The sequence below is a fragment of the Lentilactobacillus rapi DSM 19907 = JCM 15042 genome (assembly GCF_001436255.1).
In the GTDB taxonomy this organism is placed as follows: Bacteria; Bacillota; Bacilli; order Lactobacillales; family Lactobacillaceae; genus Lentilactobacillus; species Lentilactobacillus rapi.
Map to the genome: position 1 here is coordinate 1 of NZ_AZEI01000082.1, position 15,126 is coordinate 15,126.

A 15,126-nucleotide genomic window follows, 5' to 3' on the forward strand; every position below is an offset into this window, starting at 1 on the left:
ATTAGGCACGCCGCCAGCGTTCGTCCTGAGCCAGGATCAAACTCTCATCTTAAAATGATAAGCCTGTTGTAGCTCATGATTATATTTATTACTTGTTTTACGAATTGACTTCGCAAATGTTTGGTTCCGAAATGAATCGGAACGCCCTGCACATTTGTCTGTCGAAAATTTTGTTCAGTTTTCAAAGGTCTACTAAGTCGTCGTAAGCGCTTGTTCATCGCTTTTGACAACTATTTAATACTATCATGATGACGATTAAGTGTCAATGATTTTTTGTAATTCCACAACTTTTAAAAAATGAACTTATCAAAAGCCGCACTAAATAATATACCGGCTTTTAAAGACGATGTCAACAAAAAAAGACAAATCAAATTGATTTGTCTTGAAATGCTTACTTGACCCTGGCTAAGAAGTACTTCTTCTTACCACGGCGGACAATCACAAACTTACCGTCGAATTTTTTAGATGGATCGATCATAAAATCAACGTCTTGAATTTTTTCGCCGTTAATCCTAATCGCCCCGTTATTAATATCTTCTCTCGCTTGACGCCGTGATGATTCAATTTTAGTTGAATCAACCAACCATTGAACAATGTTAAGCGGTTCAGCGGACACTTCCACTGTTGGCATATTTTTGAATCCCTGTTCAATTTCCGCAGTTGTCAGCTTTGAAACATCACCCGAGAATAGGGCTGCCGAAATATGTTCCGCCTGTTCAACAGCTGCTTTACCATGAACAAACTCAGTAACCTCTTCAGCCAATTTTCGTTGTGCTTCCCGCTTTTCAGGGGCGGTTTCGACCTTTTTTGCCAACTCGGCAATTTCGTCTTGACTCAAGAATGTGAAATACTTGAGATAACGAATCACATCGCGATCATCTTGGTTAATCCAGAATTGGTAAAATTCGTATGGCGTGGTCTTCTCAGGATCAAGCCAAACATTACCGCCTTCGGACTTGCCAAACTTAGTGCCGTCTGATTTGAGCAACAATGGAATGGTTAAGCCAAACACCTGAGCATCAGCACCTTCAACTTTATGGATCAAATCAGTTCCAGAGGTAATATTTCCCCACTGATCCGCACCACCCAGTTGAACTTGGACATCATTGTGTCGGTATAGATGAAGAAAATCGATTGATTGTAAAATTTGGTATGTAAATTCCGTAAACGAAATGCCAACTTCCAGTCGACTAGCGACAATTTCTTTATTCAACATGGTGTTAACGTTAAACAACTTACCATAATCTCTCAAGAAATCCAGCAGTGACAGCTTGGAAAGCCAATCATAGTTATTAACAATTTCAAACTTACCATCTTGACCGAATAAGTTTTCCATTTGGCTAGTTAAAGCTGCTTCATTGTGCTTAACCTGATCCATCGTTTGGAGAACCCGCTCAGATTTCTTACCACTTGGATCACCAATTGCGCCAGTCCCACCACCAATGACAATTACCGGATGGTGACCAGCCAACTGGAACCGTTTCAAAATCATAAAGGGAATTAAATGCCCAATATGCATGCTATCCCCCGTTGGATCAATTCCGACATAAATCCCAACCGACTTCTTGTTCACCAAATCATTCAGCCCATCGTGATCGGTTTCTTGATTAATCGCGCCACGCCACTTCAGCTCATCTAAAATGTTCATTCAAAAATTCCTCCTAAATATAAAAAGTCCCTGACAATAAATGCCAGGGACGAAATTTCCGCGTTACCACCCAAGTTATTACCGGCAAAAGCCAATAATCGCTCATATCATTGGTAACGAAATGACTCGTCTAACTAAACGTAATGGACTCCTCAGCTGTAAATTCATTAGTCAACCGCTTGGCTCACATCCCCGCCAAGTTTCTGGATTCTCGAATTAACTAATTACTTTACTGATTCAACATCCACAAACAATAAGTTAATGATAGATGGTCAGCCCACTAATGTCAATGGATTTCAGAGACAAATTAAAGTTGGCCATGAAGCATTTGTTGGTAATAAAGCCCTTTATTTGAACGATAATGATTAAACTCAGTTGCTGACATGCTGCGCGTCTTTGATAACGTCCATTTTGCCAACTTGGCATCAAAAGTTTTGATGTTGGTTGAATAATTACCGCCCATAATCGTTTGCTTCTTAAACGTGTTTCTTAATGAAGCATCCGGATAATTGTAAAGGTCTTTGGTCCCAAATGTATGACCTAATTCATGAATCACGACAGCGCGCTGCTTTTGGTTGCTATATCGATTCATCCAGGAATTATTTAAGGCGATCACGCCGCTATTAATCTCAGCCATCCCCGCGTACCCGGCTCCAAGCTTGTTTGTCCCCGTAAACACAAGTCTGGAACCACTTTGACTGTTGGTTGGCCGCAGCACTTTTCTCCCCAATGCCTTGTTCCAACGATTAGCAGCGTAGTTGATATCCGCCTGATATTTCTTCGCATCCCCTTTAACGTAATACTTAATGGTTCCCTTGTAAGTCAAATTTTTGTTTGTATGCATTGCGCTGGTAAATCTGATTGTTTGTGCTGCCGACACATCATCCGAATGTGCAGCCATCCCAATAAAGCCAACCAATACCATCATCACAACAACAAAAAAATGCTTAAAGTTAAACATTTAACTCCCCCTTGAATAAATGTCAGTCATCATAAGCGTCAGAATATTTAATTGATCGGAAGAGTAGTCAATCGTTTTAAATTCGCTCCTCCGTTCCCCTTGATAATAATATATCATCTCCTATAGCTGACTCTCAACTTTAAACTCTACGAATTTTCAAACTATCTTCACAAAATATTCAAAGCCTTGTTTGTTGAGTTTTGTAAGCGGAAACTCTAGAATAAATTTAGAAACAATTATTCAAAGACTACTATCATAGAAAGAAAGCGACTCATATGTTAAAAATTGCGTACGAAAGTGGCAACTCGACTGAAACAATCGAATACAAATCAGCACAGGACTTCATGGCAAATCAGCGGCTGGAAGTTCCAGACTTAGAGGATTACTATAAAATTCAAAGTGTCACATTAGATGGTAAACCAATCGACTTGGATGACAAAACCATCATCGGCCTGTACAAGCACTTCGATGATCAAGGCGTATAAGCAACCAACGTTTTGGGGAATATCAATTCGAGTTGAGATATTAGTTGGCAATTTGTTGATAAATGCAACCTGGCTCCATTCTGATATTGATAAAATTTGCGAGAAACGGCTGATCCTTGCCTTTTAAGCCAAAAAAGCAACGCATTCAAAAACCAGAATACGTTGCTTTTTTCACTTAAATTTTGGGATCAGATCGCCTTTCGTCGCAATCTCACTTAACATCCTTAATTTCAAAAGACGTCTCACCTGTTTTATCGATCACCCCATAAACTCGTTGTGCGTGTTCGGCATTCAGGTAGCCTAGGTCGAGTAATGTTCTATTGGGGCCAGTTTCAACCCCTTTCAACTGGCTTCGAAGAAACTGACGTAAAGCCGGAATCTGGGCGTCAAATTGCCGAGCATGATCGACGGCAGCTTGTAATGTAAACCCTTTTTTGATAAATCGATTAATATGGAAAATCAAAAATAAGGTATGGAGTGAATATTGTCGGGAGACGCCTTTTTCCTGATCAATGGGCGCAATATACTTCTGTGACTCCCAGTAACGAAGCTGGCGCCCAGAAACACCGGTGATTTTTTGAACCTGGCCAATGCCAAAAATCAGCTTATTCGTATCGATAAATGACTCATCAGGATTTAAATCTGTCATTTTGCCCACCCAATTCAAATTTTGTTTCGAACAATGATCTCATTGCAATTATATCAGACCTACCACGATTGGCAAATTACCAAATAGGCTTGTCAACCAATTTTACAATGACTGGCATCTCCCACTATTCCTATGGGAGCCAATTTGTTATAATGCAGTGAAAAGAAAGGAATGACTTCTAATGGGTTTTTCCCCAAGATTAATTGTGGCAGATATTTCACTCGTTTTATCAATTTTAATTGCATTTCTAATTCAACGCTCGTCGTTTGCCGATAATGTGAAAGTTGGCTTCATTATCCTGGCTGGGATCTTCTTGCTGATTTCGGTGGTCATTAACGTAATCGAAGCCAATCAACGCCGCCGGGATAAAAAATAACCATGAACACACGGTAGTTAAAAGAATAGACTGAGACAACAGCGTTTTAATCCCAGAACTGAACAAGAAAAACCAGTTATTTCAAAATTAGGAATAACTGGTTTTTTCTTGTTCAATGGCCGAAATCAGCCGTTTGGCGCAGCTTTTATCTGAATACCAATGGCGATCCAAATGATGATCACTGATTTAAAATCAACATATATCCCAGCATCTTCATAGTTGTTGTGGAATCAACAAGTTAAATTAGTAATCGGCCATGTACTCCAATTTCAAGGCCTGTTTTTCGGAAATCCATTACATTATTTCTCATACAGCTTAATCAGTCCTTGCGTTCCCAGATTTCCCAGTTTCATTTGATCAACCATCTTTTCGTACAGATCCTTGGCTTTCTGGGTGGCCGGTAACTCAATGTGCATTTCATCTGCAACCTCCAAGGCAATTCGTAAGTCTTTTAGAAAGTGTTTTGCAGCAAAGCCCGGGTTCAAGTCATCCTTCAAAATTCTGGGGCCATAGTTGGCCATACTCCAATTGGCTGCCGCCCCGCCATCAATGGTTTGAATCATCTGATCAAGGTCTAAGCCAGCGGTTTTCGCATAAGCCAAGGCCTCAATCATGCCGGTCATCGTGCCTGCAACCATGATTTGATTGGCCATCTTCGCATTCTGGCCTTGACCTGCCTCACCAAATCTGCGGATTGACGTGCCCATTGCTTGGAAAATTGGTTCCATCTTCTTGAAGGTGTCAAATTTCCCACCGACCATAATGGTGAGGGTTCCATTCTTAGCACCAACATCCCCACCGGATACCGGGGCATCAAGCACATTAATTTGATGACTGGCACCGTAATTGGCAATTCTTTTTGCTAAAATCGGTGAACTGGTAGTCATATCAATCGCTGTCTTTTTAGTGCCTAATCCGGCAAAGATTCCTTGGTCACTGAAATAGACCGCCTCAACATCCTTTGGAAATCCAACAATTGTGATCACAACGTCACTTGCCTGTGCGACTTCTTTTGAGGAATCCTGCCAAGTCGCTCCATTTTCTAAAACCGTTTTGGCATGAGCCTTGGTTCGGTTATAGACGGTCACCTCATAGCCAGCAGCAAGTAGGTTATTAATCATTCCTGTTCCCATGACACCAGTGCCAATAAATCCAATTTTCATATTTTCACCTCAAACTATCTATTTTTAACCTTTGCAAGCAGGGGCTGCCACCAGTCCCTGTTATTTTTGTACCAATCAATTGTTTGAGCCATCCCACGGTCAAAGTTGACTTGTGGCGTCCACCCTAACTGGGTCCGAATCTTACTATCATCGATCGCATAAAGCTCATCGTTAGCTGGTCGATCAGCTACATACTGAATCGCAGACGTTGACAGCCCCAAATGAGCCAAAATGAGTTTAACGATATCGAGATTACTGTGATAATTGTGACCGGCTATATTATAAACCCCGCCAGGCTTTCCACGGTGCAAAACAGCATCGATTCCCCGGCAATTATCAAGCACATTCAACCAGTCGCGAACGTTTTGCCCATCGCCATAAACCGGAAGCCTCTCTCCCATGACCGCATGACTGATCATCAATGGGACTAACTTTTCTGGGAACTGATATGGACCATAGTTGTTAGCTGACCGAGTGATGCAAACGGCCATTCCAAATGTCTTGTAATACGATAAGGCAAGCAAATCGGCACCGGCTTTGGTTGCTGCGTATGGGGAGCTTGGATTAAGCGAATCTGTTTCTGAAAAGGTTTGCCCGTTAAGTGCACTCCCATAGACCTCGTCGGTAGAAACTTGAATAAACCGGGTTCCCGGAAACTTCTTCAGGCAATTCAAAAAAATGCTGACCCCACCATAATTACTTTCTACAAATTGACGAGGATTTAAAATTGAGCGATCTACGTGGGATTCGGCCGCAAAGTTAACCACGGCGCCAATGTGATAATCGGCTAAAAGCTTGCCAACGAGTGTCTCATCAGCGATATTGCCATGGACAAATAAGTACCTGGAATTATTTTGGACGCTACTTAAATTTGTCAGATTACCAGCATATGTGAGTGCGTCCAGATTAATGACGCAATCTCCCGAATCGGTTTTCAATACATAACGGATGAAATTTGAGCCAATGAAGCCGGCCCCACCGGTGACTAAAATATTCATCATTTTCCTCCTACTGTTGTCACATGATGTCTATACCCCTAAGTTAACACACTTTTATCATTGTCAAAATCCATTTTCAGACAGACTGGGGCACTTAGTGTTTTGAAGCTGAGATATGAGTTGACAAAGTATTCATAAATGCAACTTGGCTTGCCATTCTGATATCGATAAAACTTGCGACAAACGGCTGATCCCCGCCATTTAAGCAAAAAAAGTAATGCATTCCAAAACCAGAATGCATTACTTTTTTCACTTAAATTCTAGCTCCAAGGTGACTGATGACCAAGTGAAAATTAATCGTCTATTTCAACTGCATCTTCATTTACCCAGTATTTCTGAGCTTTGTTACTGTTAGAAGTTCGGATCCGATAGAAGTCTTCGGTATCCCTTTCACCGTCATCTTCACGATAGTAGACCTTGGCTTTTTTATCGACATAGACCCGTTTGCCAACTTTAGCTTTAATCTTGGACCAACTATAAGTTCGATTGGCCTTCTTAGAACCTGGAACATAGCGGTAAAGTCGCTCTTCACGGTAATCATCGTCTAATGTCGTCCTAAACTTGGTGTTACTATATTTCACTCGATACACCCGGGACACACTGAAGTCCATCGGCTGGACCTTAAGGTTATCATTAGCATCATCATTGGTATATTCTGTGTCAGTAGTCGTGGCAATATCATTCACTTTAGCCGTTTGAGTTGTCCTATATGTGCTTCGATCACTTTCAATACTCATTGAAAAGCCCACGATGCTAATGGGAATCAACAAAAGCAAGCCGGCATCTACAAAAAGTCCTCGTCTCATGTGTCTCACCTTCCAATATCAAAAATCCTAATTATTAAATCGTATCCTTATCAACACCATAATGATACCTGAATATTTGTGAAATGTCATGAATTATGTTTGAATTTTTGAAGAAATTTTATTGTCATCATTAGGCAACCATAATATCAGTAATCAGACTACGCCAGCTTTCAGAAACTATTGAGCCAAACAGCTGATCCCGGCCGTTTAACGCAAAGGACCAATTATTCCAAAATCACAGGAATAATTGGTCCTTTGCGTTAAATTCTGGGATCAAAACGCCTTTCATCCCAATATCAGATTGTTTGTTTCGGGTGATAGGCAAAACGCACCAGATCCTAGTCGCGTTCTGGCATATCGTAAGTTTCTTGGAACAACTTCACGATATCTTCTTTGGTTCCCTTGCGAGGATTCGAGAAGGCATTGCCATCCTTCAAGGCGTTTTCAGCCATCAATTCAAAGTCTTCTGGTTTTGCCCCAATTGACTTGATGCTCCGTGGAATATTGACGTCATCACACATTTGGCGCATTGCCTTGATTGACAGGTCAGCTGCTTCACGAACTGACAAGCCCTCTGTATTCTCACCCATAATCTCGGCTAATTGTGCAAATCGCTCTGGGCAGGCAATAATGTTATATTTTTCAACGATTGGCAATAACATTGCACAGCAGACACCATGTGGGGCGTCATATTGACCACCTAATTGATGTGCCATTGCGTGAACATATCCCAAATCAGCATTATTGAAGGCCATCCCGCCTAACATTTCAGCTTCAACCATCTTGGTTCGTGCTTCGACATTGTGACCGTTGGCGTATGCTTCTCGCAAACTCTCTTCAACTAATTTGATTGCTTCAACACACTGGCCATCGGTTATTTCATTTCGGTTGGTTGAAACATATGGTTCAATTGCTTGAACAAATGTGTCCATTCCAGTTGCCGCAGTTAAATTTGCCGGAACATCCAGCATCAGCATTGGGTCGTTAAATGAAACCAACGGCACATTTCGCCATGAGACCACAACGAACTTCAGTTTCGTCTTTTCATTTGTAATGACACAGTGACGGGTCAATTCTGAAGCAGTGCCAGCAGTCGTGTTAACGGCCATTAATGGTGGCAATGGGTTGCTGAGAGTTTCAATCCCAGCTAACTTGGTAATGTCATCCCCATTTGTCAAAATAATGCCGATCCCTTTACCACAGTCATGAGAGGAACCCCCACCGACAGTGATAATGCTGTCACAGTCGTTGTCCAGGTAAACCTGCTTCCCCTCTTGGATGTTACGAATCTTCGGGTTGGGTTCGACACCATCATAAATGACGTAAGGAACCCCGGCTTTGTCCAATGAAGCAAGGGTCTGAGCAACTGGGCCATTTTCCATTGAACGCAAAACGGTGTCAGTCACGACCAAAGGCTTCTTCATGTTCAGCATCTTAGCCCGATCACCAATTTTTTCAATAACGCCTTTACCAAAAAAGTTCACACTAGGCATTAAAAAGTCAAAATTTTCTTTCATTATAAGGATCCTCCAATGTAATTCACTCAGATTTGAAACCAGTTACATCGTAGCATTCCCACTTGCTTTTGTAAATAATTTCACAAATATTTTTTGATTGTCAAATCTTTTTTAGCAGGTTCTATAAGCGTTGGTATATCAAGGATTGAACAATTAAACCCAGAATAACACAATAAAGTATCATGATGATTGAAAACGTTTGTAAATCAACCTTTGTGAAGGAAAACCACTATTTGAAACAAAAAAGTGACCGGACAATTTCCGCCCGAGCCACTTTCGCTAGCTTACGAAGTTAACGATACATACTATTGTGATCCAGATCAGGGATTGCAACATACCACGACCCCCACTGTTCATACAAAAACTGCCGTGCATCCCAAAACTAGAATGCACGGCCGCCTTCGTTTCAATTTCGGGACCAAACCAGATTCCGTCCCAATCTCGATCACGCTTGATGATCAAAAATACTGGTTAAATCTTCTGACTGGGAATCATCGGCGATCTTGACGTAAAAGTTTGCGAAAGCCAACTGCGTATACGGCAATACCCAAAATGACAAAACGCCAAATGACAAACCTTCCAGAATGTACCAGCCAATAAAACTTAAGGCCAAAATGAAGTATTCCATCTTATGCCCAGCCATCATCTGTCGGCTTTTGGTGATTGCCTCAAAATACCCGATTGGTTTGCCAGCGTCTAATGCATCACGATAGATGTTTAATGCTTGAACGTAAGAGAAACTCTTGATAATCCCAGGAATCACGAACAAAAGCGACCACAAAAAAATCATGATTGTTGTCAAGATTCCCATGATAATCGCACTGATAAAATAAGTGCCATTATTCAAGATCGTAAACGATTTGGTCATTGGCTGATCAAATTTAGCCTTATTTCGCAACAAATCGATGCTGGCAAAGGTCATCCCTGCAGACAGCAAACTAATAATGATTCCTAATAAAGCCATAATGGCAAAAATCAGCAGCAAGTTTTCAGTACCAGCGTTCATGTCCCCTTCAAGGAGCATGGCGTAGGTATTCTGAAACGCCTTTGACTGCACATCAATCATTGAACTGGCAAAGGAATTGCCAAACTGTAAAATAATCACGGGTAAAAATAAGATCACAAAAAATGGAAAATGACTTGATAATAGTCGTTTAGATTCAAGTTTTAAACTAATTCGGTCCATAGAACCTCCCTTTGGTACTTGGTCGTTGATAGTCTTATTTTACACGTTTGGTCTGTGAGATTGAAATAATTTTTGGGTCATGCGGTTTAAAGCTACGACTAATCCAAACGCGACAACTGCATAAACGGCACCACCAGGGCCAACGCCATCCAAACTGAAATTTGACACAATCACCCCACCGGTTGCTGAACCTAAGGCGATACCAAAGTTGGAAAAAATCGAGTTGAGCGACGATGCCAGAACGATAGATTGAGGATAATCCTTTTCGGCTACTTGCAAGAAGAATAGTTGAATCGGGGAATTTAATAGTGGCATCGTGAAAATGACCAGGAATAAAACAACCACCCCGACCCAGCTATAATTGAAAGCAACTGGCATCAGCATCATCAAAATGAACTGGGCAATGAAAACGCCGGGGATGGCGCGCATACCAGGTCCTTCACTCAATCGACCACTCGCAAGGTTGCCAATGATATTAGAGATTCCAAATACAGATAATAAAATTGTCAACGTCCCAATTGAGAACTGCAACTGCGTCGTAATGATCGGGCGCAAGTATGTGTAGAAAACATAGATCGCTGCCAAATTAAACATCGGCAGCAGCATGCCGATTCGAATCCGTTTGTCCTTAAAAAGGGAAATTTGCCCTTTAATACTGCTTTCTTTAACTTTCAAATCCCGTGGCAAGCTCAGCACAATCAGGCCAACGGTAACCAGACTAATCACAATCACAGTTAAAAACGAGATCCGCCAGCCAAAGTTAGTGGAGATCCAGGTTCCCAGCGGCACCCCGACAACCGATGCAATACTGAATCCTGAGAAAACCCATGATAACAGCCAGCCACGCTTTGGCATTGGCGCAATATAACCCGCAAAGGTTAATCCAAGCGAAATGGCGGCACCGGCAACCGAAGCGGTCACGATTCGTGAAATTGCCAGAAAGACAAAGTTGGTGGCGAAAAAGCTGAGGATGTTGCCAAGGGTAAAGATTCCCATCATGGCCAGTAATCCAGCAAACAAGTTGTAGCGACTGATTAGAATCGTGATAAATGGGGTACTAATGGCATACACAATTGCAAAAATAGTGACTAAGTAGCCAACGGTTGCAACCGGCACATCGAATTGCGTGCCAAGATCATCCAAAATCCCCACAATCAGGAATTCACTGAACCCCAACACAAATGCAATCAGAACCAACACAAAGCTTTGAACTTTAAACTGTCTCATCGATTTTCATCTCCTTATTCGTTTTTTGAAACTCAACCTTTCATATCTTACAGTGTTTTTCTGAAAGTCGCTAGGTTAAAGTTTTGTAAAAACGCTAACAGTTTAATTATTTAATGTGGCTGTAATATTGAGCGTGTAACGCGCGGTGATTAGCAATCCGCAACGTCATTTACTTGTCCGGATTCTCAGCCCAAAGCCGAATCACTTCATCAATTCGATCAAAATCAACGGGCGACACCGATCCATCACTTCCAATTCGAACAAGTGCCGGCAGTTGATTGGGGGAACTGTATAAATGAAGCTTTGATAAAACCATTTGATTCTGTTCATCAGTCGCCTTGGCAACGTCAAAATAATGGATCACCACGGAATTCAATTTGCCCGCGCCGATAATCCGTTCGGCAATCATGCGACTCATCACATCGTCAGGAGAACCGATAAACACAATGCCAGCTTGATGCTCGTTGAATAGCCTCGTAATTTCGTCAACGTCGATCGGTTTCACAAATTCTGCCAACTTCATTTTTTCTTGATACCGGTATTTTTCAATGGCTAAAATAATGCGCTCAAATAACTGCCAGCCGAAAAGCTGCGATAGGCTGAGGAGAATAAACAACGGCAATGCCACCACATAATTAATCAGGTAAATAACGAGCAATTCGGCATTTTTAAACAGCGCCGTATCGATTCCACCCAAAATAAATCGGGATTGGTTGCCATTTTTCAGCGGGGTAAAATATGTCGGACCGTTTCCGCGATCCATTGGCAACCCACCAAGATGCGTTTGATGACCAACTTTATGTAAGATATTTCTGAACCACATGGAAGAAATTGGAAATAATCCAACGGCGTTGATGATATTAAACCAATCAAAGATGGGCGAAAGATCATTGCCGCCGTTAATTGCATTTCCCCGACTAAACACCCAGAAAACGAAATAATATAGCGCACTTAACGCATAGGTTGCTGCCCATTGCAATATGCCAGTCATCCCAATCACTCCAATCTCTACCTCATTCAAATAGTTAATGGTACAAAAAAACCGGCGATTTGTATTTCGCCGGCTCTTTCTCTTAAACATCAACTATTTTAATTCGTTCTCCACAGCTGATGCTTTATGAGATATTCCACTTGTCAAAAAGCATCACCTCCTTTTTTGATTGTCCATAATATACAACCTTCCGGAAAAAATTGCAACCATTATGGCCAATCAGTCGTCATAATCATTCTCATGGTCGTTTTGCAGGACGTCATCATTAACCCAATACTTCTGGGCGGCATTTCCTAATTTAATTCGATAGAATGTTTCGTGTTCGTTTTCGTGGTCATCCTCATCCTTGAAAGTTGCAATTGCCTTTTTATCAACATGAACTTTGGTTTGGGTTGAAACATTCTTAGAATCCCAAGTGTAGGTCTTGTTGCGGTCGACTGAACCGGGAACATACTTATAAAGATGTTCCTCGTAATATTCATGATCCAAAGTGGTTGTGAAAGAAGCAGCTTGATATTGGACCTTTAAGGCCCGCGGTCCAGTCGTCTGATTGGCCGTTGTCGCCGAAGAACTTTGTGAATCACTTTGGGCAGTGGTTTGAGTGCTGCTGGAAGAACTTGATTTTGATTGACTTTGATTGTTAGATTTAGGGGCACACCCAGCAAGTACTAAGGGCACAATCAACGTCATGACAGCGGCAGCTAATGATTTTTTCATGATAAAATGGCCTCCTTAAAAAGCGAGTGATGAACAAGCCAGGCTAGAACCAGTTGTGTCGAAACAATCCTAGAAAAGGGTGTAAACCAAGGTGACAAGCAAAATCTTAAAATTTCGAACTCGTGCTTTAAAATCATTTCCCACAACTAATCAACCTAGGATAAACATTCTGTAATATATTCCTGAACTAATTATATCGGACAAGCCATTAAAATACGAACATTATCACTTTGAAAATGACATGGCATTTTGCAACTATGTTTACAAAGGCTATTTCATCACTCAAAAAATCCCCGAAGATGAACGAAGCCCATTCACCTTTGAGGATTTTAAGTTTTACACTCAAATTGGAAAAGTGTCAGAATTCAGTAACGTGTCCACCAACTCTGGGACTCACATTAATCCAACACACTATATGAATAATTTCGATAATACTTGTTGGTTGGGAAGACATGGTAAGTGCCCACGCCCTTATACTTCACGAGCACATTTTTATAAGACCCACCAATAAGCTTCTTCTTGGTCTTATATTGACCCAAATCTTTTGAATCTGAGCTGGTCTTATTAAATGAATACCAACTACCCCATTTCGATACTTGTAACTTTCGATAGCCCGATTTAGAAGGGGTGTAGGTCTTACCGTTGGCTGTGAAACTATGGGTAGTGATTTTAATGACATTGAACTTCTTGTCACCTTTGTACTCATACCAAGTTCCTCGGAGTGCCTTGGGAGTCGTCGTAGAAGAACTCGCTTGAGCTTCAACCGGGTTCATGGACAGACTAATACCAAAGACAATAAGTGCAGCGAGGACTAATAAACGTAACTTTTTCATGATCGCACCTCCTTGCATAAAAGTATATCATGCATTGAATCATTTGAATTTAAACATCTGACTACAATTATTTTACAAAAAAAGTCACTGATAGATGATCCTACCAGTGGCGTTTTATCAATGTTTTAGCGATATTTTATGAAAAAAGTTGGCCGCTATTTGACCAGCGACTGAAAATAACCAGGCTCATTTTGCAAACACATTACTGGATGACTACAAAAATTGCTAAATGAAATAATTTTACGTTGGATCTTCTGAAAAATGGCGGTCAGGAAACTGCCTCAACAGGGTCAAAGAATCGACGCCAGTATCTAACTGACCATTCCAGAAAGCATATCCAGGCGTTCACCATTAAACATTCATATAGATGGATAAAAACATTGTCAACGTCCCAGCCATCACGAAGAAATGCCAAATCAAGTGTAGGCCGGGAATTCTTGGGAAACTATAGATGACTGCCCCGGTCGTGAAGATCACCCCACCGGCTACCAACAGCCAAAAGCCACTTGTACTCAAATTGGCGTATAATTCTTTCCCCAAAAACATGCATAACCAACCCATCAGCACATAAATGGTGGTCTCCGTTTTTTGGTATTTACCATGAAACACGATGTGGCTGATGATGCCAGCTAACGCCAACGTCCAAACACTTGCCAATAAGATATTTCCCCAAATATTATTCACAAAGATAATGCAGTACGGGGTGTAAGTACCGGCAATTAATAGGAAAATATTACTGTGGTCTAAAATCTGGAAAATCCGTTTTGCCCGCGTAAACACAAAACAATGAAGCAACGTTGACGCTAAATAGAGTGACAGCACAGTCATACTATAAATAATCAGGCTGGTAATCGCTGCGGTGGATAACTTGTCATGATATGCCCTGATGAGCAGCATGATTGACAGCCCTACCCCAACAACAAAGGAGACCCCATGGGTGACGGCATTCAATACCTCATATACAATTTGCTGTTTGGTAATTTTGACGGTTCCATTTTTCATGATGACGCCTCCTGATAATAGTGAGCGGATCCAAGCGGGAATAATCGGAATATAAGTCTCCTTCTGCAGAAATCCCGGTTTTGGGGATTTTTGCAGAAGGTGCTTATATGCAGATTATTGCTTGGAGGAGCTGTCCTGAAATAAGTGAGCGGATCCAGGCGGTTAGAGATCGGAGTGTAAGTCTCCTCGAACGGAAATTCCGGTTTTGGGAATTTTTGTTCGAGGTGCTTACATGCAGATCTCTGCCTGGAGGAGCTGTCCTAAAGTGAGCGGATCCAGGCGGTTAGCAACCGGAGCGTAAGTCGCCGCAAGGAGAAATTCCGGTCTTTGGAATTTTTGCTTGTGGTGCTTACGTGCAGGTTGCTGCCTGGAGGAGCTGTCCTAAGTAAGTGAGCGGATCCAAGCGGGTAGAAGTCGGAATGTAAGTCTCCTTTGGGAGAAATTCCGGGTTTGGGAATTTTTCTCAAAGGTGCTTACATGCAGACTTCTGCTTGGAGGAGCTGTCCTAAGTAAGTGAGCGGAGCAAAGCGGTTAAAAGTCGGAGCATAAGTCTCCACCAACAGAAAT

The 15,126-nt window shown here is 41.6% G+C and carries 15 protein-coding genes; 2 read left to right on the top strand and 13 right to left on the bottom strand.

Features of this window, described 5'->3' with window-relative positions; translation table 11 throughout:
* Window positions 1-391: 391 nt before the first annotated feature.
* On the bottom strand, window positions 392-1,648 hold the full coding sequence (gene tyrS, locus FD12_RS11665; RefSeq protein WP_054748967.1) for a tyrosine--tRNA ligase: 1,257 nt from the start codon (window positions 1,646-1,648) through the stop codon (window positions 392-394).
* A 307-nt stretch (window positions 1,649-1,955) separates the two neighbouring features.
* On the bottom strand, window positions 1,956-2,609 hold the full coding sequence (locus FD12_RS11670; protein WP_056983276.1) for a snapalysin family zinc-dependent metalloprotease: 654 nt from the start codon (window positions 2,607-2,609) through the stop codon (window positions 1,956-1,958).
* Between the two features lie 275 nt (window positions 2,610-2,884).
* Between FD12_RS11670 and FD12_RS11675 the strand changes: the two genes are divergently transcribed.
* The gene (locus tag FD12_RS11675) at window positions 2,885-3,094 is read left to right on the top strand and encodes a hypothetical protein (protein WP_054748968.1); all 210 of its coding nucleotides are present in this window, start codon (window positions 2,885-2,887) and stop codon (window positions 3,092-3,094) included.
* Window positions 3,095-3,305: 211 nt separating this feature from the next.
* Here the strand turns inward: FD12_RS11675 and FD12_RS11680 are convergent, their stop codons facing one another.
* On the bottom strand, window positions 3,306-3,743 hold the full coding sequence (locus FD12_RS11680; protein ID WP_056983278.1) for a MerR family transcriptional regulator: 438 nt from the start codon (window positions 3,741-3,743) through the stop codon (window positions 3,306-3,308).
* A gap of 181 nt (window positions 3,744-3,924) precedes the next feature.
* On the opposite strand from FD12_RS11680, the gene FD12_RS11685 reads away from it, so the two are divergent.
* Entirely contained in the window at window positions 3,925-4,119 is a 195-nt protein-coding gene (locus FD12_RS11685) for a hypothetical protein (RefSeq protein ID WP_054748969.1), read from the top strand.
* A 299-nt stretch (window positions 4,120-4,418) separates the two neighbouring features.
* Here the strand turns inward: FD12_RS11685 and FD12_RS11690 are convergent, their stop codons facing one another.
* From FD12_RS11690 to trhA, 10 genes are all read right to left on the bottom strand, one after another.
* Window positions 4,419-5,282, bottom strand: a complete 864-nt coding sequence (locus FD12_RS11690) for an NAD(P)-dependent oxidoreductase (RefSeq protein WP_054748970.1) — start codon at window positions 5,280-5,282, stop codon at window positions 4,419-4,421.
* Between the two features lie 14 nt (window positions 5,283-5,296).
* Window positions 5,297-6,280 (bottom strand): dTDP-glucose 4,6-dehydratase, encoded by a 984-nt coding sequence (gene rfbB, locus FD12_RS11695; RefSeq protein ID WP_056983280.1) that lies wholly within the window; start codon window positions 6,278-6,280, stop codon window positions 5,297-5,299.
* A gap of 293 nt (window positions 6,281-6,573) precedes the next feature.
* Window positions 6,574-7,086, bottom strand: a complete 513-nt coding sequence (locus FD12_RS11700) for a hypothetical protein (RefSeq protein WP_054748972.1) — start codon at window positions 7,084-7,086, stop codon at window positions 6,574-6,576.
* Between the two features lie 338 nt (window positions 7,087-7,424).
* Window positions 7,425-8,603 carry an iron-containing alcohol dehydrogenase gene (locus tag FD12_RS11705; RefSeq protein ID WP_056983282.1) on the bottom strand — a complete coding sequence of 393 codons (1,179 nt, stop codon included), beginning with the start codon at window positions 8,601-8,603 and terminating at the stop codon, window positions 7,425-7,427.
* Between the two features lie 445 nt (window positions 8,604-9,048).
* The gene (locus FD12_RS11710) at window positions 9,049-9,789 is read right to left on the bottom strand and encodes a DUF975 family protein (protein ID WP_056983284.1); all 741 of its coding nucleotides are present in this window, start codon (window positions 9,787-9,789) and stop codon (window positions 9,049-9,051) included.
* Between the two features lie 39 nt (window positions 9,790-9,828).
* Window positions 9,829-11,016 carry an MFS transporter gene (locus tag FD12_RS11715; protein ID WP_056983285.1) on the bottom strand — a complete coding sequence of 396 codons (1,188 nt, stop codon included), beginning with the start codon at window positions 11,014-11,016 and terminating at the stop codon, window positions 9,829-9,831.
* A gap of 169 nt (window positions 11,017-11,185) precedes the next feature.
* Entirely contained in the window at window positions 11,186-12,007 is an 822-nt protein-coding gene (locus FD12_RS11720) for a hypothetical protein (protein WP_056983287.1), read from the bottom strand.
* Between the two features lie 219 nt (window positions 12,008-12,226).
* Window positions 12,227-12,724 (bottom strand): hypothetical protein, encoded by a 498-nt coding sequence (locus tag FD12_RS11725; protein WP_056983288.1) that lies wholly within the window; start codon window positions 12,722-12,724, stop codon window positions 12,227-12,229.
* A 398-nt stretch (window positions 12,725-13,122) separates the two neighbouring features.
* Window positions 13,123-13,557, bottom strand: coding sequence for a hypothetical protein (locus FD12_RS11730; protein WP_054748975.1), 435 nt, complete (start codon window positions 13,555-13,557; stop codon window positions 13,123-13,125).
* Between the two features lie 351 nt (window positions 13,558-13,908).
* Entirely contained in the window at window positions 13,909-14,559 is a 651-nt protein-coding gene (trhA, locus tag FD12_RS11735; RefSeq protein WP_056983289.1) for a PAQR family membrane homeostasis protein TrhA, read from the bottom strand.
* Between the last annotated feature and the right edge of the window lie 567 nt (window positions 14,560-15,126).

What these genes read in the sequence shown, in the direction of transcription:
- FD12_RS11670 (WP_056983276.1), bottom strand. Translation starts at nt 2,609, where the DNA reads ATGTTTAACTTTAAGCATTTTTTTGTTGTTGTGATGATGGTATTGGTT.
- FD12_RS11690 (WP_054748970.1), bottom strand. Translation starts at nt 5,282, where the DNA reads ATGAAAATTGGATTTATTGGCACTGGTGTCATGGGAACAGGAATGATT.
- trhA (WP_056983289.1), bottom strand. Translation starts at nt 14,559, where the DNA reads ATGAAAAATGGAACCGTCAAAATTACCAAACAGCAAATTGTATATGAG.
- FD12_RS11720 (WP_056983287.1), bottom strand. Translation starts at nt 12,007, where the DNA reads ATGACTGGCATATTGCAATGGGCAGCAACCTATGCGTTAAGTGCGCTA.
- FD12_RS11700 (WP_054748972.1), bottom strand. Translation starts at nt 7,086, where the DNA reads ATGAGACGAGGACTTTTTGTAGATGCCGGCTTGCTTTTGTTGATTCCC.
- FD12_RS11685 (WP_054748969.1), top strand. Translation starts at nt 3,925, where the DNA reads ATGGGTTTTTCCCCAAGATTAATTGTGGCAGATATTTCACTCGTTTTA.
- FD12_RS11705 (WP_056983282.1), bottom strand. Translation starts at nt 8,603, where the DNA reads ATGAAAGAAAATTTTGACTTTTTAATGCCTAGTGTGAACTTTTTTGGT.
- FD12_RS11710 (WP_056983284.1), bottom strand. Translation starts at nt 9,789, where the DNA reads ATGGACCGAATTAGTTTAAAACTTGAATCTAAACGACTATTATCAAGT.
- FD12_RS11725 (WP_056983288.1), bottom strand. Translation starts at nt 12,724, where the DNA reads ATGAAAAAATCATTAGCTGCCGCTGTCATGACGTTGATTGTGCCCTTA.
- FD12_RS11715 (WP_056983285.1), bottom strand. Translation starts at nt 11,016, where the DNA reads ATGAGACAGTTTAAAGTTCAAAGCTTTGTGTTGGTTCTGATTGCATTT.
- rfbB (WP_056983280.1), bottom strand. Translation starts at nt 6,280, where the DNA reads ATGAATATTTTAGTCACCGGTGGGGCCGGCTTCATTGGCTCAAATTTC.
- FD12_RS11675 (WP_054748968.1), top strand. Translation starts at nt 2,885, where the DNA reads ATGTTAAAAATTGCGTACGAAAGTGGCAACTCGACTGAAACAATCGAA.
- FD12_RS11730 (WP_054748975.1), bottom strand. Translation starts at nt 13,557, where the DNA reads ATGAAAAAGTTACGTTTATTAGTCCTCGCTGCACTTATTGTCTTTGGT.
- tyrS (WP_054748967.1), bottom strand. Translation starts at nt 1,648, where the DNA reads ATGAACATTTTAGATGAGCTGAAGTGGCGTGGCGCGATTAATCAAGAA.
- FD12_RS11680 (WP_056983278.1), bottom strand. Translation starts at nt 3,743, where the DNA reads ATGACAGATTTAAATCCTGATGAGTCATTTATCGATACGAATAAGCTG.